19 protein-coding genes and 1 other annotated feature are annotated in these 19612 nt (G+C 45.6%); of the genes, 4 read left to right on the forward strand and 15 right to left on the reverse strand.

The window, feature by feature from the left end:
- Positions 1–62: 62 nt before the first annotated feature.
- The gene (locus MHI30_RS15800) at positions 63–500 is read right to left on the reverse strand and encodes a DUF805 domain-containing protein (protein ID WP_145699675.1); all 438 of its coding nucleotides are present in this window, start codon (positions 498–500) and stop codon (positions 63–65) included.
- A 480-nt stretch (positions 501–980) separates the two neighbouring features.
- On the reverse strand, positions 981–1742 hold the full coding sequence (locus MHI30_RS15805) for an MBL fold metallo-hydrolase (RefSeq protein WP_075751930.1): 762 nt from the start codon (positions 1740–1742) through the stop codon (positions 981–983).
- 132 nt (positions 1743–1874) lie between these two features.
- Between MHI30_RS15805 and MHI30_RS15810 the strand changes: the two genes are divergently transcribed.
- Entirely contained in the window at positions 1875–2294 is a 420-nt protein-coding gene (locus MHI30_RS15810; protein ID WP_075751929.1) for an Lrp/AsnC family transcriptional regulator, read from the forward strand.
- 50 nt (positions 2295–2344) lie between these two features.
- Here the strand turns inward: MHI30_RS15810 and MHI30_RS15815 are convergent, their stop codons facing one another.
- The 3 genes from MHI30_RS15815 to acsA form a co-directional block, all read right to left on the reverse strand.
- Complete coding sequence (locus MHI30_RS15815; RefSeq protein ID WP_003184427.1) at positions 2345–2491, reverse strand: hypothetical protein; 147 nt, start codon at positions 2489–2491, stop codon at positions 2345–2347.
- 132 nt (positions 2492–2623) lie between these two features.
- Complete coding sequence (gene tyrS, locus MHI30_RS15820; protein ID WP_075752485.1) at positions 2624–3889, reverse strand: tyrosine--tRNA ligase; 1266 nt, start codon at positions 3887–3889, stop codon at positions 2624–2626.
- A 48-nt stretch (positions 3890–3937) separates the two neighbouring features.
- Positions 3938–4178, reverse strand: a binding site (T-box leader).
- Between the two features lie 53 nt (positions 4179–4231).
- Positions 4232–5950, reverse strand: a complete 1719-nt coding sequence (gene acsA / locus MHI30_RS15825) for an acetate--CoA ligase (protein ID WP_075751928.1) — start codon at positions 5948–5950, stop codon at positions 4232–4234.
- A 155-nt stretch (positions 5951–6105) separates the two neighbouring features.
- On the opposite strand from acsA, the gene MHI30_RS15830 reads away from it, so the two are divergent.
- The 3 genes from MHI30_RS15830 to MHI30_RS15840 are packed head-to-tail and all read left to right on the forward strand — an operon-like array spanning position 6106 to position 8561.
- The gene (locus tag MHI30_RS15830; RefSeq protein WP_075751927.1) at positions 6106–6738 is read left to right on the forward strand and encodes a GNAT family N-acetyltransferase; all 633 of its coding nucleotides are present in this window, start codon (positions 6106–6108) and stop codon (positions 6736–6738) included.
- Positions 6739–6759: 21 nt separating this feature from the next.
- Complete coding sequence (locus tag MHI30_RS15835; RefSeq protein ID WP_075751926.1) at positions 6760–7404, forward strand: acetoin utilization AcuB family protein; 645 nt, start codon at positions 6760–6762, stop codon at positions 7402–7404.
- On the forward strand, positions 7401–8561 hold the full coding sequence (locus MHI30_RS15840) for an acetoin utilization protein AcuC (RefSeq protein WP_075751925.1): 1161 nt from the start codon (positions 7401–7403) through the stop codon (positions 8559–8561). Before MHI30_RS15835 ends, MHI30_RS15840 begins: the two co-directional genes overlap by 4 nt.
- Positions 8562–8625: 64 nt before the next feature.
- Here MHI30_RS15840 and motS read toward each other — a convergent pair whose 3' ends face one another.
- The 10 genes from motS to MHI30_RS15890 all read right to left on the reverse strand — a co-directional run bounded on the left by motS (position 8626) and on the right by MHI30_RS15890 (position 19461).
- Positions 8626–9318: a flagellar motor protein MotS gene (gene motS / locus MHI30_RS15845; RefSeq protein ID WP_075751924.1), complete on the reverse strand. Its 693-nt coding sequence runs from the start codon at positions 9316–9318 to the stop codon at positions 8626–8628.
- On the reverse strand, positions 9308–10126 hold the full coding sequence (motP, locus tag MHI30_RS15850; RefSeq protein WP_075751923.1) for a flagellar motor protein MotP: 819 nt from the start codon (positions 10124–10126) through the stop codon (positions 9308–9310). The genes motS and motP overlap by 11 nt, the downstream gene beginning before the upstream one ends.
- Positions 10127–10221: 95 nt before the next feature.
- A complete protein-coding gene (gene ccpA, locus MHI30_RS15855; protein WP_075751922.1) occupies positions 10222–11223 on the reverse strand; it encodes a catabolite control protein A in 1002 nt (333 codons plus the stop codon).
- A gap of 315 nt (positions 11224–11538) precedes the next feature.
- Positions 11539–12615 carry a bifunctional 3-deoxy-7-phosphoheptulonate synthase/chorismate mutase gene (locus MHI30_RS15860; RefSeq protein ID WP_003184447.1) on the reverse strand — a complete coding sequence of 359 codons (1077 nt, stop codon included), beginning with the start codon at positions 12613–12615 and terminating at the stop codon, positions 11539–11541.
- Between the two features lie 210 nt (positions 12616–12825).
- The gene (locus MHI30_RS15865; RefSeq protein WP_075751921.1) at positions 12826–13485 is read right to left on the reverse strand and encodes a hypothetical protein; all 660 of its coding nucleotides are present in this window, start codon (positions 13483–13485) and stop codon (positions 12826–12828) included.
- Between the two features lie 149 nt (positions 13486–13634).
- Positions 13635–13961, reverse strand: coding sequence for a bacillithiol system redox-active protein YtxJ (gene ytxJ / locus MHI30_RS15870; RefSeq protein WP_020452607.1), 327 nt, complete (start codon positions 13959–13961; stop codon positions 13635–13637).
- A 20-nt stretch (positions 13962–13981) separates the two neighbouring features.
- A complete protein-coding gene (locus tag MHI30_RS15875) occupies positions 13982–14398 on the reverse strand; it encodes a YtxH domain-containing protein (protein WP_075751920.1) in 417 nt (138 codons plus the stop codon).
- A 3-nt stretch (positions 14399–14401) separates the two neighbouring features.
- On the reverse strand, positions 14402–14824 hold the full coding sequence (locus MHI30_RS15880; RefSeq protein ID WP_059231756.1) for a DUF948 domain-containing protein: 423 nt from the start codon (positions 14822–14824) through the stop codon (positions 14402–14404).
- Positions 14825–14991: 167 nt separating this feature from the next.
- Complete coding sequence (gene murC / locus MHI30_RS15885; RefSeq protein WP_075751919.1) at positions 14992–16290, reverse strand: UDP-N-acetylmuramate--L-alanine ligase; 1299 nt, start codon at positions 16288–16290, stop codon at positions 14992–14994.
- Between the two features lie 264 nt (positions 16291–16554).
- On the reverse strand, positions 16555–19461 hold the full coding sequence (locus MHI30_RS15890) for a DNA translocase FtsK (RefSeq protein WP_075751918.1): 2907 nt from the start codon (positions 19459–19461) through the stop codon (positions 16555–16557).
- Between the last annotated feature and the right edge of the window lie 151 nt (positions 19462–19612).

Here is a 19612-nt window from a genome sequence, read left to right on the forward strand (position 1 = left end):
CTTCCTTCAGACTATAAAAAAACCCCAATCGCCAGATGATTGTCTAACAATTGGGGTGCAATTTACGATACATTTACTTTTGGATTTGGCCCATATTGATTTTCTTTTGTTTCGCCAGCCTGACAGTAAAAAATCAGCAGAATGACAGCACCGATTATCGGCAACAAGCCAATTAAAATCCACCAGCCGCTTCTTCCGGTATCATGCAGCCTGCGGACATTGACAGCCAAAGAGGGCAGCAAAACAGCCAACTGATAAATTAAGATCAGGACGTACCCGAGGAATCCACCGCCGTACCCGATGATATATCCTACTTGATATCCGTCATATCCTTCCGCTGTCATGATTCCTGAAATAAATAAACTTACGATCATTACGGTTAAGATAAATAAAATAAAACATATGATGCCGTTAAATAAATGAAACAACCAATATTCCTTTCGTCTTGCTCTCCCTTCAAAATTCGCATAATTCCTCAAGCCTTTCCAATACCACTTCATACAAGTTCCTCCATTGTCAAATCTATAAATTTGCGAAAAACATAAGAATTATACCATAAAATATCATTTTCAACCATTTAATTGAAGGATGCTCCCAAGTCATCTTAGAGGAACATTTTTTCTAATTGGAATTTGAGCTTGTTCCTTTTCAACATTCACTTCTCATTTCACCATTGCTTCTGTATAATATGAATCATCCATTTCGCCTCTGTAGCTTTAGAAGGGAAGAGCGCCGTAAAACATTGTAGGAACGGGTCGCAAGGCAAGGGTTTCAGAAGCACCGAAAAGCAAATAGCTGAGACAGGTGGAATTCCTGTCGGTGAAAGTCCGTAGGGAAGCGTGTTCTCCCCCAGCCTATGCTTACGAGAGGAGTGCGGGTTCGAATCCCGCCGGAGGCATTGATCTTTGTTCTCGAAGAAGAAGTCAAAAAACAGACAGAAATTCACTGTCTGTTTTTAGACGGCTTTAATCTGTCATATATTAAAATGTGTAAGATTCGCCGTCATCCGGCACGAGTACGCGAGAGGACATTCCTTTTTCACGAATGAAGCTCTTCAATTCTTCCCGTGATAAAGTCCAATGGTTGACAGCTTCCATATGACTGGAAATGATTGTGGCCTGAGGTGCAGCTTGATAGACTTTGGCAATATCCTCTTTCCCCATCACAAGAGACCCTCCTTCAAAGAACTGATTGTCTCCTCCGTTAACGACTATGATGTCCGGCTGATGCGCAGCGATTTCTTCCCGGACACCTTCATACCAAACTGTATCCCCTGCCACATACAGCGTTTTCTCCTTTGAGTGCTTGAAGACAACACCGCACACTTCTCCGGCAAGCTTTAGTATCTCTCCTCGTCCATGCTCGCCTTTTGTCTTGATTAATTGAATCCCCTCAAACACCGTATTTTTTGTTAAAACCTCTATATTTTGAAAACCGGCTTTTCTCACTTCCTCAGCATCTGCTTCATTTTGGACAAACAGTTTGATTTCTTTCGGCAACAGATCTTTGGCAGCATCGTCAAAGTGATCTAAGTGCAGATGAGTGATGATGACTGCGTCTGTATTCTTGACGAGCTCGCGGGTTGGCACAGGCAGGCTGACCAAAGGGTTGTTTTGCTCTTGTCTTGCTGAGTTCGGGAAAGGAGGATAAGCGCCTTTCTCAGCCAGCATCGGATCTATTAAAAATGTTTTGCCCGCATATTTGACGGCTAATGTTGCATTTCGAATTTGTTGAATATTCATCGTTATCATGCCTTTCCTTTCATTTACGATTAGTTTATACTATGGCCGATCAACATTTACATTGATAAAATCAAGTCTTTTTAGCGTTTGACTTGATTTTTGAAAAACGTTCATTTGAAAGGATATGATGAAATGCTGGATCATACAGACAAGCAAATCATAGAGGAATTATCAAAAAACAGCCGGATGACCATGAAGGAATTAGGAGAGAAAGTTCATTTGACAGGGCAGGCGGCCTCAGCAAGGGTTGCTAAATTAGAGGATCAAGGAGTGATTGAAGGTTACACCATAAAAGTGAATCAAGTGAAACTCGGGTGTTTTATTCACGCTTTTATCAATATCTATACAAAAAGCACTTATCATAAGCCTTATCTTTCGTTTATCAAAGCACAGCAGAAATACATCATTCAAAACTATAAAATCAGCGGGGACGGCTGTTATCTTCTCGAATGCAAGTTTCCGTCAAATCAACTGTTGGATCAATTTTTAACAGACTTAAATCATCATGCAAATTATAAACTGTCGATCGTTATTAATAAAACGGGCGTATAAAGAACCTGCCGTCCGCTTTTTTTATAAAAAAGAGAGCCCCTAAAGACCCTCTACTTCAGCCGCTTTGCCGCATTTTCCGTCTGATTCAATTGATTGTATCCGTCAGCCGACTGCTGCACCTCTTGTTTTCGTTCAGTTTCCAGCTGCTTGTGGTAATCTTCCATAAATTTTTCTTTAGCTGCAATGAACAGGTTCATGCTACATTCCTCCCTCTTCAACGATGGAAACGCTTTACCTATTACATCTATATTTTTGACATTTCCTGAATGAACATACATGAAACATACGGACACAAAAAAACCCTTGCCGTTTGGCAAGAGTTTTTTTGATTACTTATATGTGAGCAGGAAGTATTTCTTTTTACCGCGGCGAATGACGGTGAATTGGCCTTCGATGCGGTCTTCAGGGCTGAGGACGCTGTTTACGTCAGTACGTCGTTCGCCGTTGATGTAGACGGCTCCGTTTGTGATGTCTTCGCGCGCCTGGCGTTTGGATGGGGAAAGCTTCGATTGGACGAGAACATCGACGAGCGGCAGCTCATCGGTTTCCCCGAGCTCCATGGAAGGAACCCCTTTAAAGCCGACCTTCACTTCTTCAGCAGTCAGTTGTTTAATATCTCCGCTGAAGAGCGCTTTTGAGATGTTGACGGCCTGCTCAAACGCTTCACGGCCGTGTACAAGTACGGTCACTTCTTCGGCGAGGCGTTTTTGCGCTTCGCGTTTTTCAGGTGCCGTCTCTGTTTTTTCAGCGAGATCTTCGATTTCTTCTTTGGACAAGAAAGTGAAGTATTTTAAGTATTTCACGACATCCCTGTCGTCGGTATTGATCCAGAACTGATAAAACTCATATGCCGACGTCTTCTCTTTATCAAGCCAGATCGCGCCGCCTTCCGTTTTTCCGAACTTTGTGCCGTCTGCTTTTGTCACAAGCGGAATCGTCAATCCGAAAGCTTTTGCATTCTCTTCAGATTTGCGGATAAGCTCAAGTCCTGACGTGATATTGCCCCACTGATCGCTTCCGCCGATCTGCAGCTTGCATTCCTGGTTTCTGTATAAATTCAAGAAATCGAGAGACTGCAGGATCATGTAGCTGAACTCAGTATAAGATATGCCCGTCTCGATTCTGGAGCTTACCGTATCTTTGGCAAGCATGTAATTGATTCCGAAGTTTTTGCCGACATCGCGCAGGAAATCAATGACGTTCATTTTGCCGATCCAGTCATAGTTGTTCGCCATGATCGCCGGATTCTCATCAGCTTCAAAATCAAGGAAACGCGAAAGCTGGTTTTTGATTTTCTGTGACCATTCGCGGACGATTTCTTCAGTGTTCAGCGTGCGCTCCGCTTTCTTTCCGCTCGGATCGCCGATCAGGCCCGTCGCCCCGCCTACAAGTGCAATCGGACGATGTCCGGCCAGCTGAAAGCGGCGAAGCATTAAAATCGGCAGCAGGTGTCCGATATGCAGACTGTCAGCTGTCGGATCAAATCCGGAGTATAAGCTGATTTTCTCTTTATCCAGCAGGTCTCTCAAGCCTGCTTCATCGGTTTGCTGCTGAATCAGTCCCCTGAAGGACAAATCATCAAGTAAGTGTGTCATCATCATTTAGCTCCTTTTTTCCAAAAATAAAACGCCCCTTCGCAAAAACGAAGGGACGATAAAAATCGCGGTACCACCCTGCTTAAAAGAACGCATGGCCGCGCTCTTTTCACTCTCATTGATAACGGAAAAGCTTCCGTTCTTCTGCTACACAAAGCCCGGGAGGCTTTTTTCGCAAAAGCGGTTCATGAGTGTAATTCAAACCATCCATATGTGCTGATTTTCACCGGCCATCAGCTCTCTAAGACAGGGAAGGATGCGTTTTACTGATCTCAGTCTTCACCTTTTGAATATTCGACTAAATCTTTTTTAACATAATATTTTTGCATTGTCAATGAGACATCAGTCTTCCATCGATGAGAGATCGCCTGCCGGAAGGTTCAGCTCCCAAGCTTTCAGGACACGTCGCATGATCTTTCCGCTTCTTGTTTTCGGCAGTTTATCCTTAAATTCGATTTCCCTTGGCGCGGCGTGTGCGGCCAAGCCTTGTTTCACGAACTGCCTGATTTCTTCTTTTAACGAATCTGAAGGTTCATAACCTTCCCTCAAGGCGATGAACGCTTTAATAATTTCACCGCGGACAGGATCCGGTTTGCCGATGACGCCTGCTTCAGCGACAGCTTGATGCTCAACAAGCTTGCTTTCGACTTCAAACGGGCCGACGCGCTCGCCCGATGTCATGATGACATCGTCGATCCTTCCCTGGAACCAGAAGTATCCGTCTTCATCCATGTAGGCGGAATCCCCTGATACATACCAATCCCCCGGCATAAAATAGGAGCTGTATTTTTCAGGATTGTTCCAGATCGAATGCATCATTGACGGCCAGCCTTTTTTAATGGCGAGATTCCCCATTCTGTAAGGAGGCAGTTCATTTCCCTGGTGATCGACGATTGCAGCCTCTACGCCTGGAATCGGTTTGCCCATCGATCCCGGTTTAATTTCCATGCACGGGTAATTGCAGATGAGCTGCGCCCCTGTTTCGGTCATCCACCATGTATCATGAATCCGGTTGCCGAAGACTTTATGCCCCCATCTGATGACTTCAGGATTTAACGGCTCCCCTACGCTTAAAATATGCCGTAATGAGCTCAGATTATATTTGTTCACGAGATCGTCGCCAGCACCCATCAGCATCCGAAAAGCCGTTGGCGCGCTGTACCATACCGTCACTTCCATTTTTTCAATCGTTTCGTACCATGCTTCTGGACTGAACCTGCCGCCTACGACGACATTCGTTGCTCCATTCAGCCACGGACCGAAGATCCCGTAAACCGTTCCGGTAACCCAGCCTGGATCAGCCGTACACCAATAAATGTCATCGTCGTGCAGATCAAGAACCCATTTGGCTGTCTGATAATGCTGAATCATTGCTTTGTGGACGTGGAGAACCCCTTTTGGCGCGCCGGTCGAACCGGAAGTATAGTGAAGCAGCATCCCGTCTTCCTGATCCATCCATTCAATCTCAAGATCAGTGTCTGCTTCAGCCGCTTTCGCGTAATAATCGATGACAGATCCTTCTTCCTTTACGCCTTCTCCAACGACAATGATTGATTCAAGATCCGGAAGTTCGCCGGCCGGCATCCGTTCAAGCAATTCCGGTGTTGTCACGATGACCTTCGCTCCGCTGTTTGCAAGCCTGTCTTTGACAGCGCCTTCCATAAATGCTTCAAACAACGGCCCGACGATCGCTCCTAATTTGACAGCGCCAAGAAGAATAAAATAAAGCTCGGGTGATCTCGGCATAAAAACAAACACACGGTCTCCCTTTCCCACATTGGCATGCTGCTTTAAGACATTCCCGGCTTTATTCGTTTCATTTTTCATCTCTCTGAAGGTGTACTTTTCTTCGCGGACCGGATCTTTGTAGTAAAATGCCACTTTATTTTTCAAATTTGACTCAGCGTGGCGGTCGATCGCTTCATAAGCTGCATTGATTTTTCCCGTTTTGTGCCATGAAAAATGTTTTTCGGCATCCTTCCAGTCAAATGTCCGGTATGCTTCATCATAGTCTTTCAAGTTGTAGTTTCCCTTTTCTGCTGGCAACGCTTTCAATTCCATGCCCATCCCCCTTTGTTCGCTCATCAAAATATATTATAGTATAGATTTTTTATTTTCTCAATTTTTAAAAAATACTCTTCCATCCTATGAAAACGCTTAATATTTTGGTATGTTATGTATAAAAGACTTCAACTAAGATATAAGGCGGTGGATACGTGGAGCATCACAAAACTTATCATGCCAAAGAATTGCAGACCGAGAAAGGCTCAGTGCTGATAGAGGGCCCTATCAGTCCCGAAAAACTCGCACAATATGAATTTCACGACGAGCTTACAGCCTTTCGCCCATCTCAAAAACAACATGAAGCATTAATCGAAATCGCCGGGCTTCCCGAAGGACGGATCATCATCGCCCGTTTCCGGCAAACCATTGTCGGCTATGTGACATATGTTTATCCAGACCCGCTTGAAAGATGGTCTGAAGGAAACATGGAAAATTTAATTGAGCTTGGAGCCATCGAAGTCATTCCGGCATTCAGGGGTCACTCTGTCGGGAAGACGCTGCTTGAGGTGAGCATGATGGATCCGCAGATGGAAAAATATATCATTATCACGACTGAATATTACTGGCATTGGGATCTAAAGGGGACTAATAAAGATGTTTGGGAATACAGAAAGATGATGGAGAAAATGATGAATGCCGGAGGGCTTGTCTGGTTTGCGACAGACGATCCGGAAATCAGCTCCCATCCCGCCAACTGTTTAATGGCCCGCATCGGAAAAGAGGTCAGTCAGGAGTCGATCGAGCGTTTTGACAGACTCAGATTCCACAATCGTTTTATGTATTAAGGGAGCAAAGGGGACCTGAATATGATTGTTGAAAAAATCATGAAACGGGATGTTGTGACACTTTCCAGAACGGATACGATTGAAGAAGCGATCAAACGCATGCGTACATTTCACATTAAACACCTTCCCGTCATCAATGAACGGGGAACGGTCATAGGCATTGTCACGGACAGGGACGTCAAAACAGCAAGTCCGAGTATTTTTGCCCAAAACAGATCTCACGAAGATTTAAAAAAGCCGGTGGAACTGATTATGTCAAAAGAAGTGATCACCGGTCACCCACTTGATTTTGCCGAAGAAATATCAGCCGTTTTTTTCGAACACGAAATCGGCTGCCTTCCGATCGTAAAAAACGGGAAGCTTGTCGGCATTGTGACAAAATCCGATTTGCTGCATACGTTCGTCCAGCTGACAGGAGCCCATTTTCCAGGCTCCCAAATCGAAATCAAAACCGATCATATCGCCCGAAGCCTCGCTGATATCAGCGCCATTTTCAGCAGGCGCCAAATCGCCATATTGAGCGTGCTCGTATATCCCGGTGATGAAAATGATTCGAAAATACTCGTGTTTCGCGTTCAAACGATGAATCCCGCCTCTATCATCAAAGACGTGAAGTCCAAAGGGTATCAGGTTCTTTGGCCGGCTGTTCAAAGGGATTTGCCATGAAGGACAGCGTATTTATTTTTTCTCCCTCTTATCAAACTTATCAATTTCATCAAGATCACCCGTTTAATCAGCTGCGCGTCTATGTAACATACGATCTTTTGAATACGGTCGGCGCATTTGAACCGGGAGAAACGATTGCTCCGCGTATAGCGACAGAAGCCGAGCTCGGGCTTGTTCACACAGGCGATTATATCAGGGCCGTCCAGCTTGCAGGGGCGGGAAAACTTCCGGCAGCCGAAAGTGAAAACTACGGGCTTGGAACAGAAGATACCCCTGTCTTTGCCGGGATGCACGAAGCCGCCTCCCTTTTGGTGGGCGGAACACTGACAGCTGCAGACTATGTCATGACAGGCAAAGCAAGACACGCCCTCAATCTCGGAGGCGGGCTTCACCATGGGTTCAGAGGTAGAGCTTCAGGATTTTGCGTCTATAACGACAGTTCTGTTGTGATACGATATTTGCAGAAAAAATATCATGCGAAGGTTTTATATATTGATACGGACGCCCACCACGGCGACGGGGTGCAGTTTACGTTTTATGATGATCCTTCCGTGTGCACCGTCTCGATTCATGAAACCGGCCGCTACCTTTTCCCGGGAACTGGGCAGGTTCAGGAAAGAGGTCATGGCAAAGGCTACGGCTATGCTTTTAATATCCCGCTCGATGCCTTCACAGAAGATGAGTCTTTTCTTGATTCCTACCGGACGGCTGTTTCTGAAATAGCCGAGTTTTTCAAACCGGACGTTATTTTGTCGCAAAACGGAGCTGACGCGCATTACTACGATCCGCTGACACACTTGTGCACGACGATGAAGATTTACGAAGAGATTCCAAAGCTCGCTCACGAACTTGCACACACGTATTGCAACGGAAGATGGATCGCTGTCGGCGGAGGCGGGTATGACATTTGGCGCGTCGTACCGAGGGCATGGGCAAGAATCTGGCTTGAAATGAAAGGGATGAAACCTGAGGATAAGATGCCTGAAAAATGGCTGAAAAAGTGGGGCAAACAGGCATCTCTCCGGCTTCCTGCCAACTGGTCCGACCCGGGAGATTTGTATCCTCCGATTCCAAGAAAAGCCGAAATAACGGAAAAAAACGCCCAAACCGTTGCCAAAGCTCTTTATCCGATTCGCTCTGCTCAGCGCGCCACTTAATGTGAAAAATCCCGGCGCACAGAAAAAGGCCTTGCTTTTACGCAAGACCTTGCTTTCTTCTCACCTATTTTTTTGCGATGACAATTTCGACGCGCCTGTTTTCCTTCATATGGCTCTCTGTGCGGTTGTCCTTGACCGGTTTTGTATCGGCATAACCGATGGCAAGAAAACGCGAAGAATCGAGCTTCTCTTTCGACGTAAAGTAGCCGATCACAGTGCTCGCCCTTGCCGCAGAAAGCTCCCAATTGGATGGAAAACGGTAAGTCGAAATCGGGCGGCTGTCCGTATGCCCCTCCACACGGATCGGGTTGGACACTGATTTGAGAAGGACGGCGATTTTATGCAAAAGCGGGTGAGCCTGGTCTTTCAGATCCGCTTTTCCTGAATCAAACAAAACCGCTTCCTGAAGGACGAGGATGACGCCCCGTTCGTCACGCTTGGCCGCAATCAAACTTGACAGTTCATTTTTTTCAATATAGTCGTTGATTTTCTTTAATAAATCATCTTGGCTTTTAGCCGTTTTTTCAGCCTTCTGATCGTCCGCGTTTTCTTTTTTCAGCTCTGCGGCGGATTTGCCGTCGGCCCTGTCTTGAAATGAACCGACTGCTGCTTTAAATTTGTTTAAATCGATTTGCGACATCGAAAACAGTAAAATAAAGAACACGAGGATGAGCGTGATCAAATCCGAAAACGTGATGATCCAGTTTGACGATTTGCGACCCTGCTCGCGCTTCCTTCGTTCATGTCTAAGCTTCATGAGCCCTGTCCTTTTGTCTTACATGATCCGCCCGCTTTTTTGCCCATTCTTCTTTCGAACTGAAAACGACAAGCTGACTTTCCAGATTTCGAGGATTTCTTCCCGATTGGATGCCGATGATGCCTTCGATCATGACCTGCTTCTTAAAGATTTCATTCTCCGTCTTTTCTTCAAGCTTTGCGGCGATCGGTATAAACAGCATGTTGGCTAAAAGGGATCCGTAAAGCGTCGTCAAAAGGGCGATCGCCATATTCGGACCGAGCGTTTCCGGCTTGTTCAGGTTTTTGAGCATCATGACGAGCCCGACAAGGGTTCCGATCATTCCCCATGCAGGGGCAAATTCCCCCGCTTTTTCAAAGATCCTTCTTCCCTTTCTGTGCCTTTCTTCCATCGCGGCGATTTCCGAGTTCATCACATTGCGGATCGTCTCCTCATCCCATCCGTCGATGGCAAGAAGCAGACCTTTTTTCAAAAACGGGTCTTTCATTTCATTGACATTGGCGTCCAATGATAAAATTCCTTGTTTGCGCGCCTGTTCAGACAGGCTGACAAAGGTTTTGACCAAGTCGCGCACATCGTCTTCTTCCGAAATAAAGACCTGCTTCAGCACAGCCGGCGCTCTTTTTAAATCTTTCGGGGAAAAGCTGATAAAAACAGCTGCACACAATCCGCCCGTCACGATAAAGAAAGACGTCAAATCGATAAACGAATAAAAACCGGAAAGCCCCGCTCCAGAAACAACGCCGATTACTAAAATGAAAATACCCAAAATCAAACCGACCGGTGTCAGATAATCAAATCGTTTCATTTTTTCATAATCTCTCCAGCTCAAGGAAAAGAAAGCAAGCAATTCACGAAAAAAGCTGTGAACACTTGCTTTCTTTCTCGTTTATTTAATCATGATCATTTTGTTGATTGTCTGAGTTCAATGCGATGCGGCAGCTGGACAATATGCTCTTCGACTTCCTCTTTGTTCATCAGCTTTGTCAGAAGTCTCATCGCTACGGCACCGATATCATACGTCGGCTGGACAACAGTCGACAGCTGCGGCCGAACCATTAATGAAAGCCTTGTATTGTCAAAGCCGATCACTTCAAGGTCATCCGGAATAGCCAGTCCTTTATCCTGTGCTGCGTGAATAACGCCGAGCGCCATCTCGTCTGTCGCTGACAGAACGGCCGTCGGTTTTTCATCAAGCTTCATTAGCGCCTCCAGCGCTTCCATTCCTGAATCGTACGTATAATCGCCTTCTGCGACATACTCTTCTTTAAATTTCAGCCCCTTATCCTCAAGCGCTCTTTTAAAGCCTTGAAGTTTTTTCGCTTGATTGACCGGCTCAGTCATAGGTCCTGATACAAACGCAAGGCGCTTATGGCCTTTTTCAATCAGCATGGTAGCCGCATCATAAATCGCCTGTTCATAATCGATCGCAACCGACGGCGTTTCCCCTTTTTCTTCAACAGATGCCGCAAGCACGATCGGAACCGGTGACCGCTTAAACTCCTCCACATGGTCCTCAGTGACATTTCCGCTCATAAAGACGATACCGTCAACTTGCTTTCCTAGCATCGTATTCAAAAGATGGAGTTCTTTGTCCATATTCTGGTCGGAGTTGCTCAAAATAATATTGTACTTGTACATCGTTGCGATATCTTCGATTCCCCTCGCCAGCTCTGAATAAAAGATGCTGGAAATATCGGGAATGATCACACCGACAGTCGTCGTCTTTTTGCTTGCAAGGCCCCTTGCCACGGCGTTTGGACGATAGCCAAGACGCTCGATGGCTTCAAGCACCTTCTTTCTCGTCGTCGGCTTGACATTCGGATTCCCGTTCACAACCCTGGAAACGGTTGCCATACTTACATTTGCTTCGCGTGCTACATCATATATTGTCACATTACTCATTTTTACCACTCCTTCAACTGGGTACACTTTTCTTTTCCTATAGCATAAACATTTTCATGTAGAGAAATGTCAAAATGTAAAACTTTATGTAAAATAAACAGAACTCAAGTTTACATTATTTTTCATAACCTGCCAAAACAAAAGGGGCTCTCTGAAATTATACACGGTTTTACCTAATATGAAAACGTTCCCTTTATTTTTATAATTAATTTAAATAAGAATAAACAGCTTTTTAATTAAAAATAAGACATTTTTTCGACAATTTTTGATGACAACTAAAAAAAGGACCGCTCGAAAGCGGTCCATAATCGAATCTTATGCTTTTACTTGAACGAGCGGCTTCAGTTCATTTAACCATTTTTCAAATGTCGGGATATCCATTTGCTGAGCAGAGTCGGAAAGCGCGACAGAAGGATCAGGATGGACTTCGGCCATGACGCCGTCAGCTCCGATCGCAAGCGCTGCTTTTGCTGTCGGAAGAAGCAAGTCGCGGCGTCCGGTAGAATGAGTGACATCCACGAATACAGGAAGGTGAGTTTCCTGCTTCAGGATCGGCACAGCTGAGATATCAAGCGTATTTCTAGTCGCTGTCTCATACGTTCTGATTCCGCGTTCGCAAAGGATGATTTGATCATTGCCCTGCGACATGATGTACTCCGCTGCATTGATGAATTCCTTCAGCGTTGCGGCAAGTCCGCGCTTCAGCAGAACCGGCTTCTTCACTGAACCGGCCGCTTTTAAGAGCTCGAAGTTTTGCATGTTGCGGGCGCCGATTTGGATAACATCAATGTAATCAATGGCTTCTTCAATATGCTGCGGATTCACGATCTCACTGATGACGGCCAGATCATACTCATCAGCAACACGCTTTAAGATTTGCAGGCCTTCAACACCGAGGCCTTGGAAGTCGTACGGGCTTGTACGGGGTTTGAAGGCTCCGCCGCGAAGCAGTTTCAAGCCTTGCTTTTTAGCTGCGGCTGCGACTTCGGCTACTTGCTCATAGCTTTCAACCGCACACGGACCGACGATAAATCTTTGTTCTCCGTCGCCGATCTTTTCGCCTTTCAAATCAACGATCGTATTTTCAGGCTTTTTCTTGCGGGAAACGAGCAGCGCTTTGCTGTGATCGTCTTCCTGAAGTTCGAGTCCGGCTTTGAAAATCTCTTTGAAAATATGCTGGATCGTCGAGTTTTCAAACGGTCCGTCATTATTTTCAATAATTTCGTTCAGCATCGCTCTTTCTCTGACTGGATCGTAGCGGTTGATGCCTTGCGCTTCCTTCGCTTTTCCAATCTCCTGAACGATTCTTCCTCGCTCATTAATCAGCTTTAATATTTGCAAGTTTAATTCATTCGCCTGCTGCCTCAGCAAATCAAGTTCAGTGTTGCTCATGTTATCCATCCTTTCTTTTAACTTCACCCTCTATGAGAATAAGAATGATTCAATTGATTAGGGTTTATTATAAACAATGTTTCTTAAAATGTCACGAAAAAATTCTTTATTACCAAAACGCTTTTAAGCGATAAAGCATTATATGCAGTTTATCCCTTGCTGTGCGGGTGTTTGTCGGAAGAATAAAAAAAAAGAATCATGTTTGATTCTTTAACTTGATAACCTGTATATTCTCTGTATTGCGGTTTCGACGCTAAAAACTCTGTCATTTAAGGCAGCCGCCTTATCATCGGCATGTTCGACAATGTTCTCCGTAAATTGTCCGATGTTCTCGATGATCGTTTTCGGGAGCCTCTCCTGCCCTCTTTTCAGTTCATCTATATCTGTTTCAAGCCGATTCAGCCGCTTGTCCATTGCGTTTAAACGGTTTTCTACTTTGTTTAAGCGCCCGTCTATTTCTTTGAAGCGCTTGTCGATTGCGTTAAAGCGCTTGTCGATCTCAACGAAGCGCGCGTCTACTTCATCGAAGCGCTTGTCGATCTCAACGAAGCGCGCGTCCACTTCATCGAAGCGCTTGTCGATCTCAACGAAGCGCGCGTCCACTTCATCGAAGCGCTTGTCTATCTTAACGAAGCGTGCGTCCACTTCATCGAAGCGCTTGTCGATCCCAACGAAGCGTGCATCCACTTCATCGAAGCGTGCGTCGATCTCAACGAAGCGTGCATCCACTTCATCGAAGCGCTTGTCGATCTCAACGAAGCGTGCGTCGATTTTGTCTAAGCGCTTGTCGATTCCATCAAGACGCTGATTGATCGGACTCAATTCTTCTTTTAGAACGGATTGAAGCATGTCCTTTAATTCAGTGTTCAACTTATCACCTCCCGTTTTTTTAATTATAACGTACAACCATGGATCAAACGATACATTTTCCTAAAAAGGCATTTCCATGAGGCAAAAGCATTATAACAACATAGAAAACGGCCAAAACGCTATACGTCTTGGCCGTTTTCACCTGCGGATTATCTGCTGTTTTCCGCAAGTGCTTGAGCTGTAATTTGCGAATGGGAGGCGTGCCATTTCACGTTCCCGTTTGTAAAAATGAAGGCTTGAGGACTTTCGTGTTTAATTCCGTACTGCTCAGCGATATAGTTTGACAGCGGTCGGCTTTCCTGCACTTTTAAATAATAAGCCGGTATGTCTTCATGCTGATTGGCGAATGATTCAAATTCTTCAAACGCGCGCCTGCTGATCGGGCATGTCACACTGTGTTTCAAAAAGATAAATGTATCGTTGTTTTCTGCAAGCTTTTTAAATTCATCCTCTGTTTGAATGAGCTGTTTCGACACGGTGATCTCCCTTTCCTCCATTATTTCTGGACGGTATCTGCTGTTTCCCTTGCTTCATCTTCTATTTCATTTTTGGCTTCTTCAGCCTGTTCTTCGATTTTAGACGATGCTTCTTCCTTTAGTTCATCAGCTTTTTCGGCACCTTTGTTTCGCAAGTCTTTGACTTTATCCATGATCTGTGAAGACTGGTCGGCAACAAGCTGTGAAATCGAAGATGTCTTCTCTTTGGCGATGCTGACGTACTCAGAACCTCTCTCCCTCGCTTCGCTTGTGAGCTTTCCAGTCTTATCTTTTAAAACGACAGCCTGATTTCCGAGGTCATCGCGAAGCTCTTTCCCTGACTTCGGCGCTAAAAATAAAGCTGCGGCTGCCCCGATGATTCCGCCTACAAACGTGCCGATTAAAAAATCCTTAGTATTCATTCCATCTTTACTCATAAATTATTCCTCCTTCATCTTCTTTTGTTTCCATCTATTCCAAATTTCCAAAGCTGCATTGCTCCAGCTGACAACTTGAGAAATTTTTTCACGGTTTTGCTCTGCGGCTGATGTGACGGACTCTGAAACCTGCTGAATAGAGCTGTTAAACTGCCTGACCGATGTGCCGACTTCCTGAACGGCATCCACGACCGTATTCAGCTTCAAAGATTTTTCCTGAATATCATCAGCGAGCCGGTTTGTCTTATTCAGGAGCTCCGTTGTTTCAGCGGTGATGCCTTTCATTTGTCCTTCAACACCTTCCAGCGTTGAGGCAACATGATTGAGTGTGACTTGAAGCGATTTTAATGTTTTTGATAAATAGATAACCAGAATAAGAAAGCTGACGGCGATGAGTGCGGCGCTTAAATATAGAATAATAATCATCTTATCCTCCTCGAGCTAAGGTCTTACAATTGATGTATACCCAATTGTTTAAATCGTAAACCTCTATATTTACTTTTTCTACACGCACGGGAGAATTCCTTTAACAGAAACTCCCGGCTCCATATGTACAAAAAAGCAGCGGATTGACTCACACTGCCTTTTTCTAATTATGCTAATACATTTTCATATGCTTTTAAATACTTTTGAATGTCACCTGCGCCCATGAAAATTAACACTGCATGTTCATGCTCCTTCAAAATCGATGTGTCATTTTCATCGATCAGCTTCGCCTGCGGGATTTTCTCCTGCAAATCGCCGATCGTCAGCTTTCCTGCATTTTCCCGGGCAGATCCGAATATATCGCAAAGATATACATAATCGGCTTTCTTGAGGCTTTCGGCAAACTCATTCAGGAACGACTGCGTGCGCGTAAATGTATGCGGTTGAAATACTGCGACAACGTCCCGTTCCGGATACTTCTGTCTGGCTGCTTCAATCGTCACCGTGATTTCAGTCGGATGATGGGCATAATCGTCAATCAGCACTTGGCTGCCGGCATGTTTTTCGTTAAATCTGCGTTTAACGCCGCCAAAGGTTTGCAATCCTTCTTTAATGATATCGACATCGACCTCTTCATAATGGCAGAGTGCGATGACGGCCAAAGCGTTCAGAACGTTATGGCTGCCGTATGCCGGTATATAGAAGGTATCGTAGAATGTGTTCCTGACGAAAACATCGAACGTTGTGCCCTCGGTATTTTTGATGACATTTCTCGCCTGAAAATCGTTTTCCTCGGCAAAGCCGTAGTATACGACTGGAACGTTCGCATGGATTTTCATCAAATACTCGTCGTCTCCGCATGCGATAATTCCCTTGTTCACCTGTAATGCCATCGTTTGAAATGCGTCGAATACATCATCGATATTCGCGAAATAATCGGGATGATCAAAATCAATATTTGTCATGATCGCATAATCAGGCTGATAGCTCAGAAAATGCCTTCTGTATTCACAGGCTTCAAGCACAAAGTACTCGCTGTTTTCGCAGCCTTTTCCAGTCCCGTCTCCAATCAGATAAGATGTCGGTTTTGCTTTCTGGATGACATGGGATAAAAGACCCGTCGTTGACGTTTTGCCATGTGCCCCTGTAACGGCAATGCTCGTAAATTTCTTCAGATAGTCGCCGAGAAATTTATGGTACCGCACGACTGGCAGGCCTTCGGCTTGCGCTTTTTCAATTTCAGGATGGGTGTCGGGAAAAGCATTTCCGGCAATGACAGTCATTCCCGGCTTGATATTTTCCGGATCAAACGGATATATCGGGATATTTCTCTCCTCTAAAGCGGTTTGTGTAAAAATGTACTTTTCGATATCCGATCCTTGGACATTATATCCATTATCATGGAGAATTTGGGCAAGCGGACTCATACCTGTCCCTTTTATTCCGACAAAATGATAAACAGTCATAATTGTACCTCCAACAAACGTCTATCTGCTTCCCAGTATATGACGCTTATTTCAATTTGCAACCTAAACCCGGCCGCATCGTTTTCTTCAAAGTCATCATTATATTCAGTATCAGACATTTTCAAGAGTGAATAAACCTCCTGCGTAAAGGATTTTTTTGAACCCTTTCACGGAAGTGCTCTTAAAAACGGATTAAAACGCCGCTGCCGGCGCTTTAATATGCGGCGCTCTAAAAAAACACGCCCATCTGCTATCATACCATGTTTAGCCGAAAAGTGAACTACTTTCTATTAACTGTTCCAGGTCGGCCTTTGTAATCAGGACTTCTCTCGGCTTACTTCCTTTCGCCTCAGAAATCATGCCTTCCCTTTCCATCATATCGATTAATCTGGCAGCTCTGTTATAGCCGATGCGGAAGCGCCGCTGCAGGCTTGAAGTGCTGGCGCTGTTTTGTTCCACGGCAAATTCGCACGCTTCAAGAAACAGTTCATCCTGATCAAATCCGGCCGGATTTTGTCTGACCAATTGTTCCTGTTCAAATAAATAGTTCGGCTCCTGCTGCCGTCTGACATGTGAAACGACACGGTCAATCTCCCGGTCGGACACAAAGTTGCCCTGCAGGCGGACCGGTTTGCCTGAACCGTTCTCCAAGAACAGCATATCTCCTTTTCCAAGCAGCTTTTCAGCTCCCGCCATATCGATAATCGTTCTTGAATCGACGGCACTTGATACAGAAAATGCTATTCTTGTTGGTATATTGGCTTTAATCAAGCCGGTAATGACATCAACTGAAGGCCGCTGCGTCGCGATCAGAAGATGGATGCCGCACGCTCTTGCTTTTTGTGCGATTCGGCAGATGCTTTCTTCCACTTCATTCGGAGCGACCATCATTAAGTCGGCAAGTTCATCAATCACGACAACAAGATAAGGAAGTTTTTCACCCATGTTCTGTTCCCGGACTTTTTCATTAAATCGTTCAATTTCCCGAACACCGGAATGGGCAAATAATTCATAGCGCCGCTCCATTTCTTCGACAACCCATTTTAATGCAGCAGTTGCCGCTTTGGCATCTGTGATGACAGGACTGACGAGATGAGGAATTTTATTATACGGAGCAAGCTCCACCATCTTAGGATCGATAAGCAGAAGCTTTACATCCCTCGGCGCCGCTTTGAACAGCAGACTGACTAAGATCGTGTTGATGCATACGCTTTTCCCTGATCCCGTAGCCCCGGCAATCAAACCGTGGGGCATTTTTTTCAGATCTGCCACAACGGGCTTTCCGGAAATGTCGAGTCCGAGGGCTGCGGTCAGAGGAGACGGATTCGTTCTGAATTCCGAACTTCTGATCATTTCGCGCAAATAAACCATTTTACTATGCAGATTCGGCACTTCAATTCCGATCGTATTTTTTCCCGGAATCGGCGCTTCGATCCGAATATCTTTCGCTGACAGGCTAAGTTTAATATCATCTGACAGGTTTGTAATTTTGTTGACTTTCACTCCGGGTTCAGGATGCACCTCAAATCTTGTCACAGAAGGCCCCTGGGTGACATGAACGACATTTGCTTTGACATTGAAGTTCTCAAGCGTGACGTCCAACAGCTCGCGCTGCTCGTGTATCCAGGCCTGATCATCCTGCTTTTGCGCCGGCGGCACATCAAGCAAAGACATATTCGGGAACTGATATCCTTGAGGCGCTTTTTCTTTTTGTTTATCTGATGCAAGCATCATGACATTAAACGGAACAGAGCCTTTCTTCGATCCCGGAGCAGCTCCTGTTTCCCGCTTCCGCGGAACTTCAGGCCGCCCCTCATTTGTCCTTGTACTCTCCCGGTCCAGTTCGCTGTTTTCGGGTTCACCCGCGCTTGACACTGTCTCTTCCGATTCCGGTGAAAATGATGCCTGCTCTTGTTTCCAGCCAGCCTGGCTGCTTCCGCTTTCTTCAATAACGTCAGCCGGCGCATGGGAATCTGTCCGGTTTTTGATATCGGAAGGACCATCGCTCTGGGCGGATATTTCAGAGCTGCGGCCATGAGTGTACGGCTCTTCCGGAATTGAAGCTTCCGGGTCAGGACGCATTTCGTCCGAGCCGTTAGTCTCCACTTGTTCTTCCGTAACGGCTTCTGCATCCTCTGCAGTTTCCTTCTCTTCTCCGGTTTCCCCAATCTTATCCAAAAGCTTTTCGATTTGTTCCGGCGTTTGTTGAGCGGGGATTGCTTCTTCTTCCGTTATGTTCCATGATGCGGTGGCTGTCTCTTCTTCAGCTTCATACCGCAGCGCTTTCTCTTCGGCGAGCCCGGAATCTTCTGTCATTCGCTCACGGCGGATTTCCGTTTCTTCCGGAATATGTGTTGAGACAAGGGTTTCCGTTCGTTCGGATTCATGCCGCAGCACTTTTTCTTCAGCGAGCCCGCCGCCTTCTGTCATTCGCTCTCGGCGGATTTTCGTTTCTTCCGGAATATGCGTTGAGACAGGGGTTTCCGTTCGTTCGGATTCATGCCGCAGCACTTTTTCTTCAGCGACTTCGCCGACTTCTGTGATTCGCTCTCGGCGGATTTCCGTTTCCTCCGACATATGCGGGACATCTTCAAATTCGGCCCGCCACTCCGGATTGCGGCTCTCGCTTTTAGTCAGCGGACGGCCGTTCTTTTCAGTTTGCAAGGAAGGTTCTTCTCGTACCGGCTGCTTATTTCCGGCAACCTTCTGCTCTTTTTCAATTTCTTCGTTAAACAGCGTAACACGCGCTTCCATTTGATTGTTTGCACGATATGTATAATTTTCCGGTTTGGCTCTTTTCTGTTCATGAAAGCCGTAAACCGGTGACGGGATGACAGACGGCCTAAAGGGTTTTTTCGCCGCTTTCTCTTCATGATGATAGGAATTGCCGGGTTTCGGCTGAGAAGCTGTGTGCCGGCTTGCCGGGCGACGGGTCCTTTGTTCGCGGCTGTCATCCTTTTCCCGCGGCCGCGAGTTTTGATCAGGTATAACCGGGAAACGGAACTTCCCTTTTGGATATTCATATACGACTTTTGCGTCGGATATTTGCGGCATTTCTTCGTCTTTCTCTATAAATGAATCCGCCTCAAACTCTTCTATGTGTTTTTTTTGTTTTTCATTATCTTCATCATCGCCTAAAAACAGGCTGAACATTTTATTAAACCAGCTCATGAATCATCACTCTCTAACTCCCTTAAATTTTTCGGGGACGGTTTTAAGTATACCACTGCTTCCCCACCCAGAAAAGGACAAGTCCTTCTCATGTGTCCGCCCTCCGAATAAAAAAGCCGCCAAGTTTATCTACCCAGCGGCTTCTTTTTTA

This window comes from Bacillus sp. FSL L8-0528 (genome assembly GCF_038593085.1).
Classification (GTDB): Bacteria; Bacillota; Bacilli; order Bacillales; family Bacillaceae; genus Bacillus; species Bacillus paralicheniformis.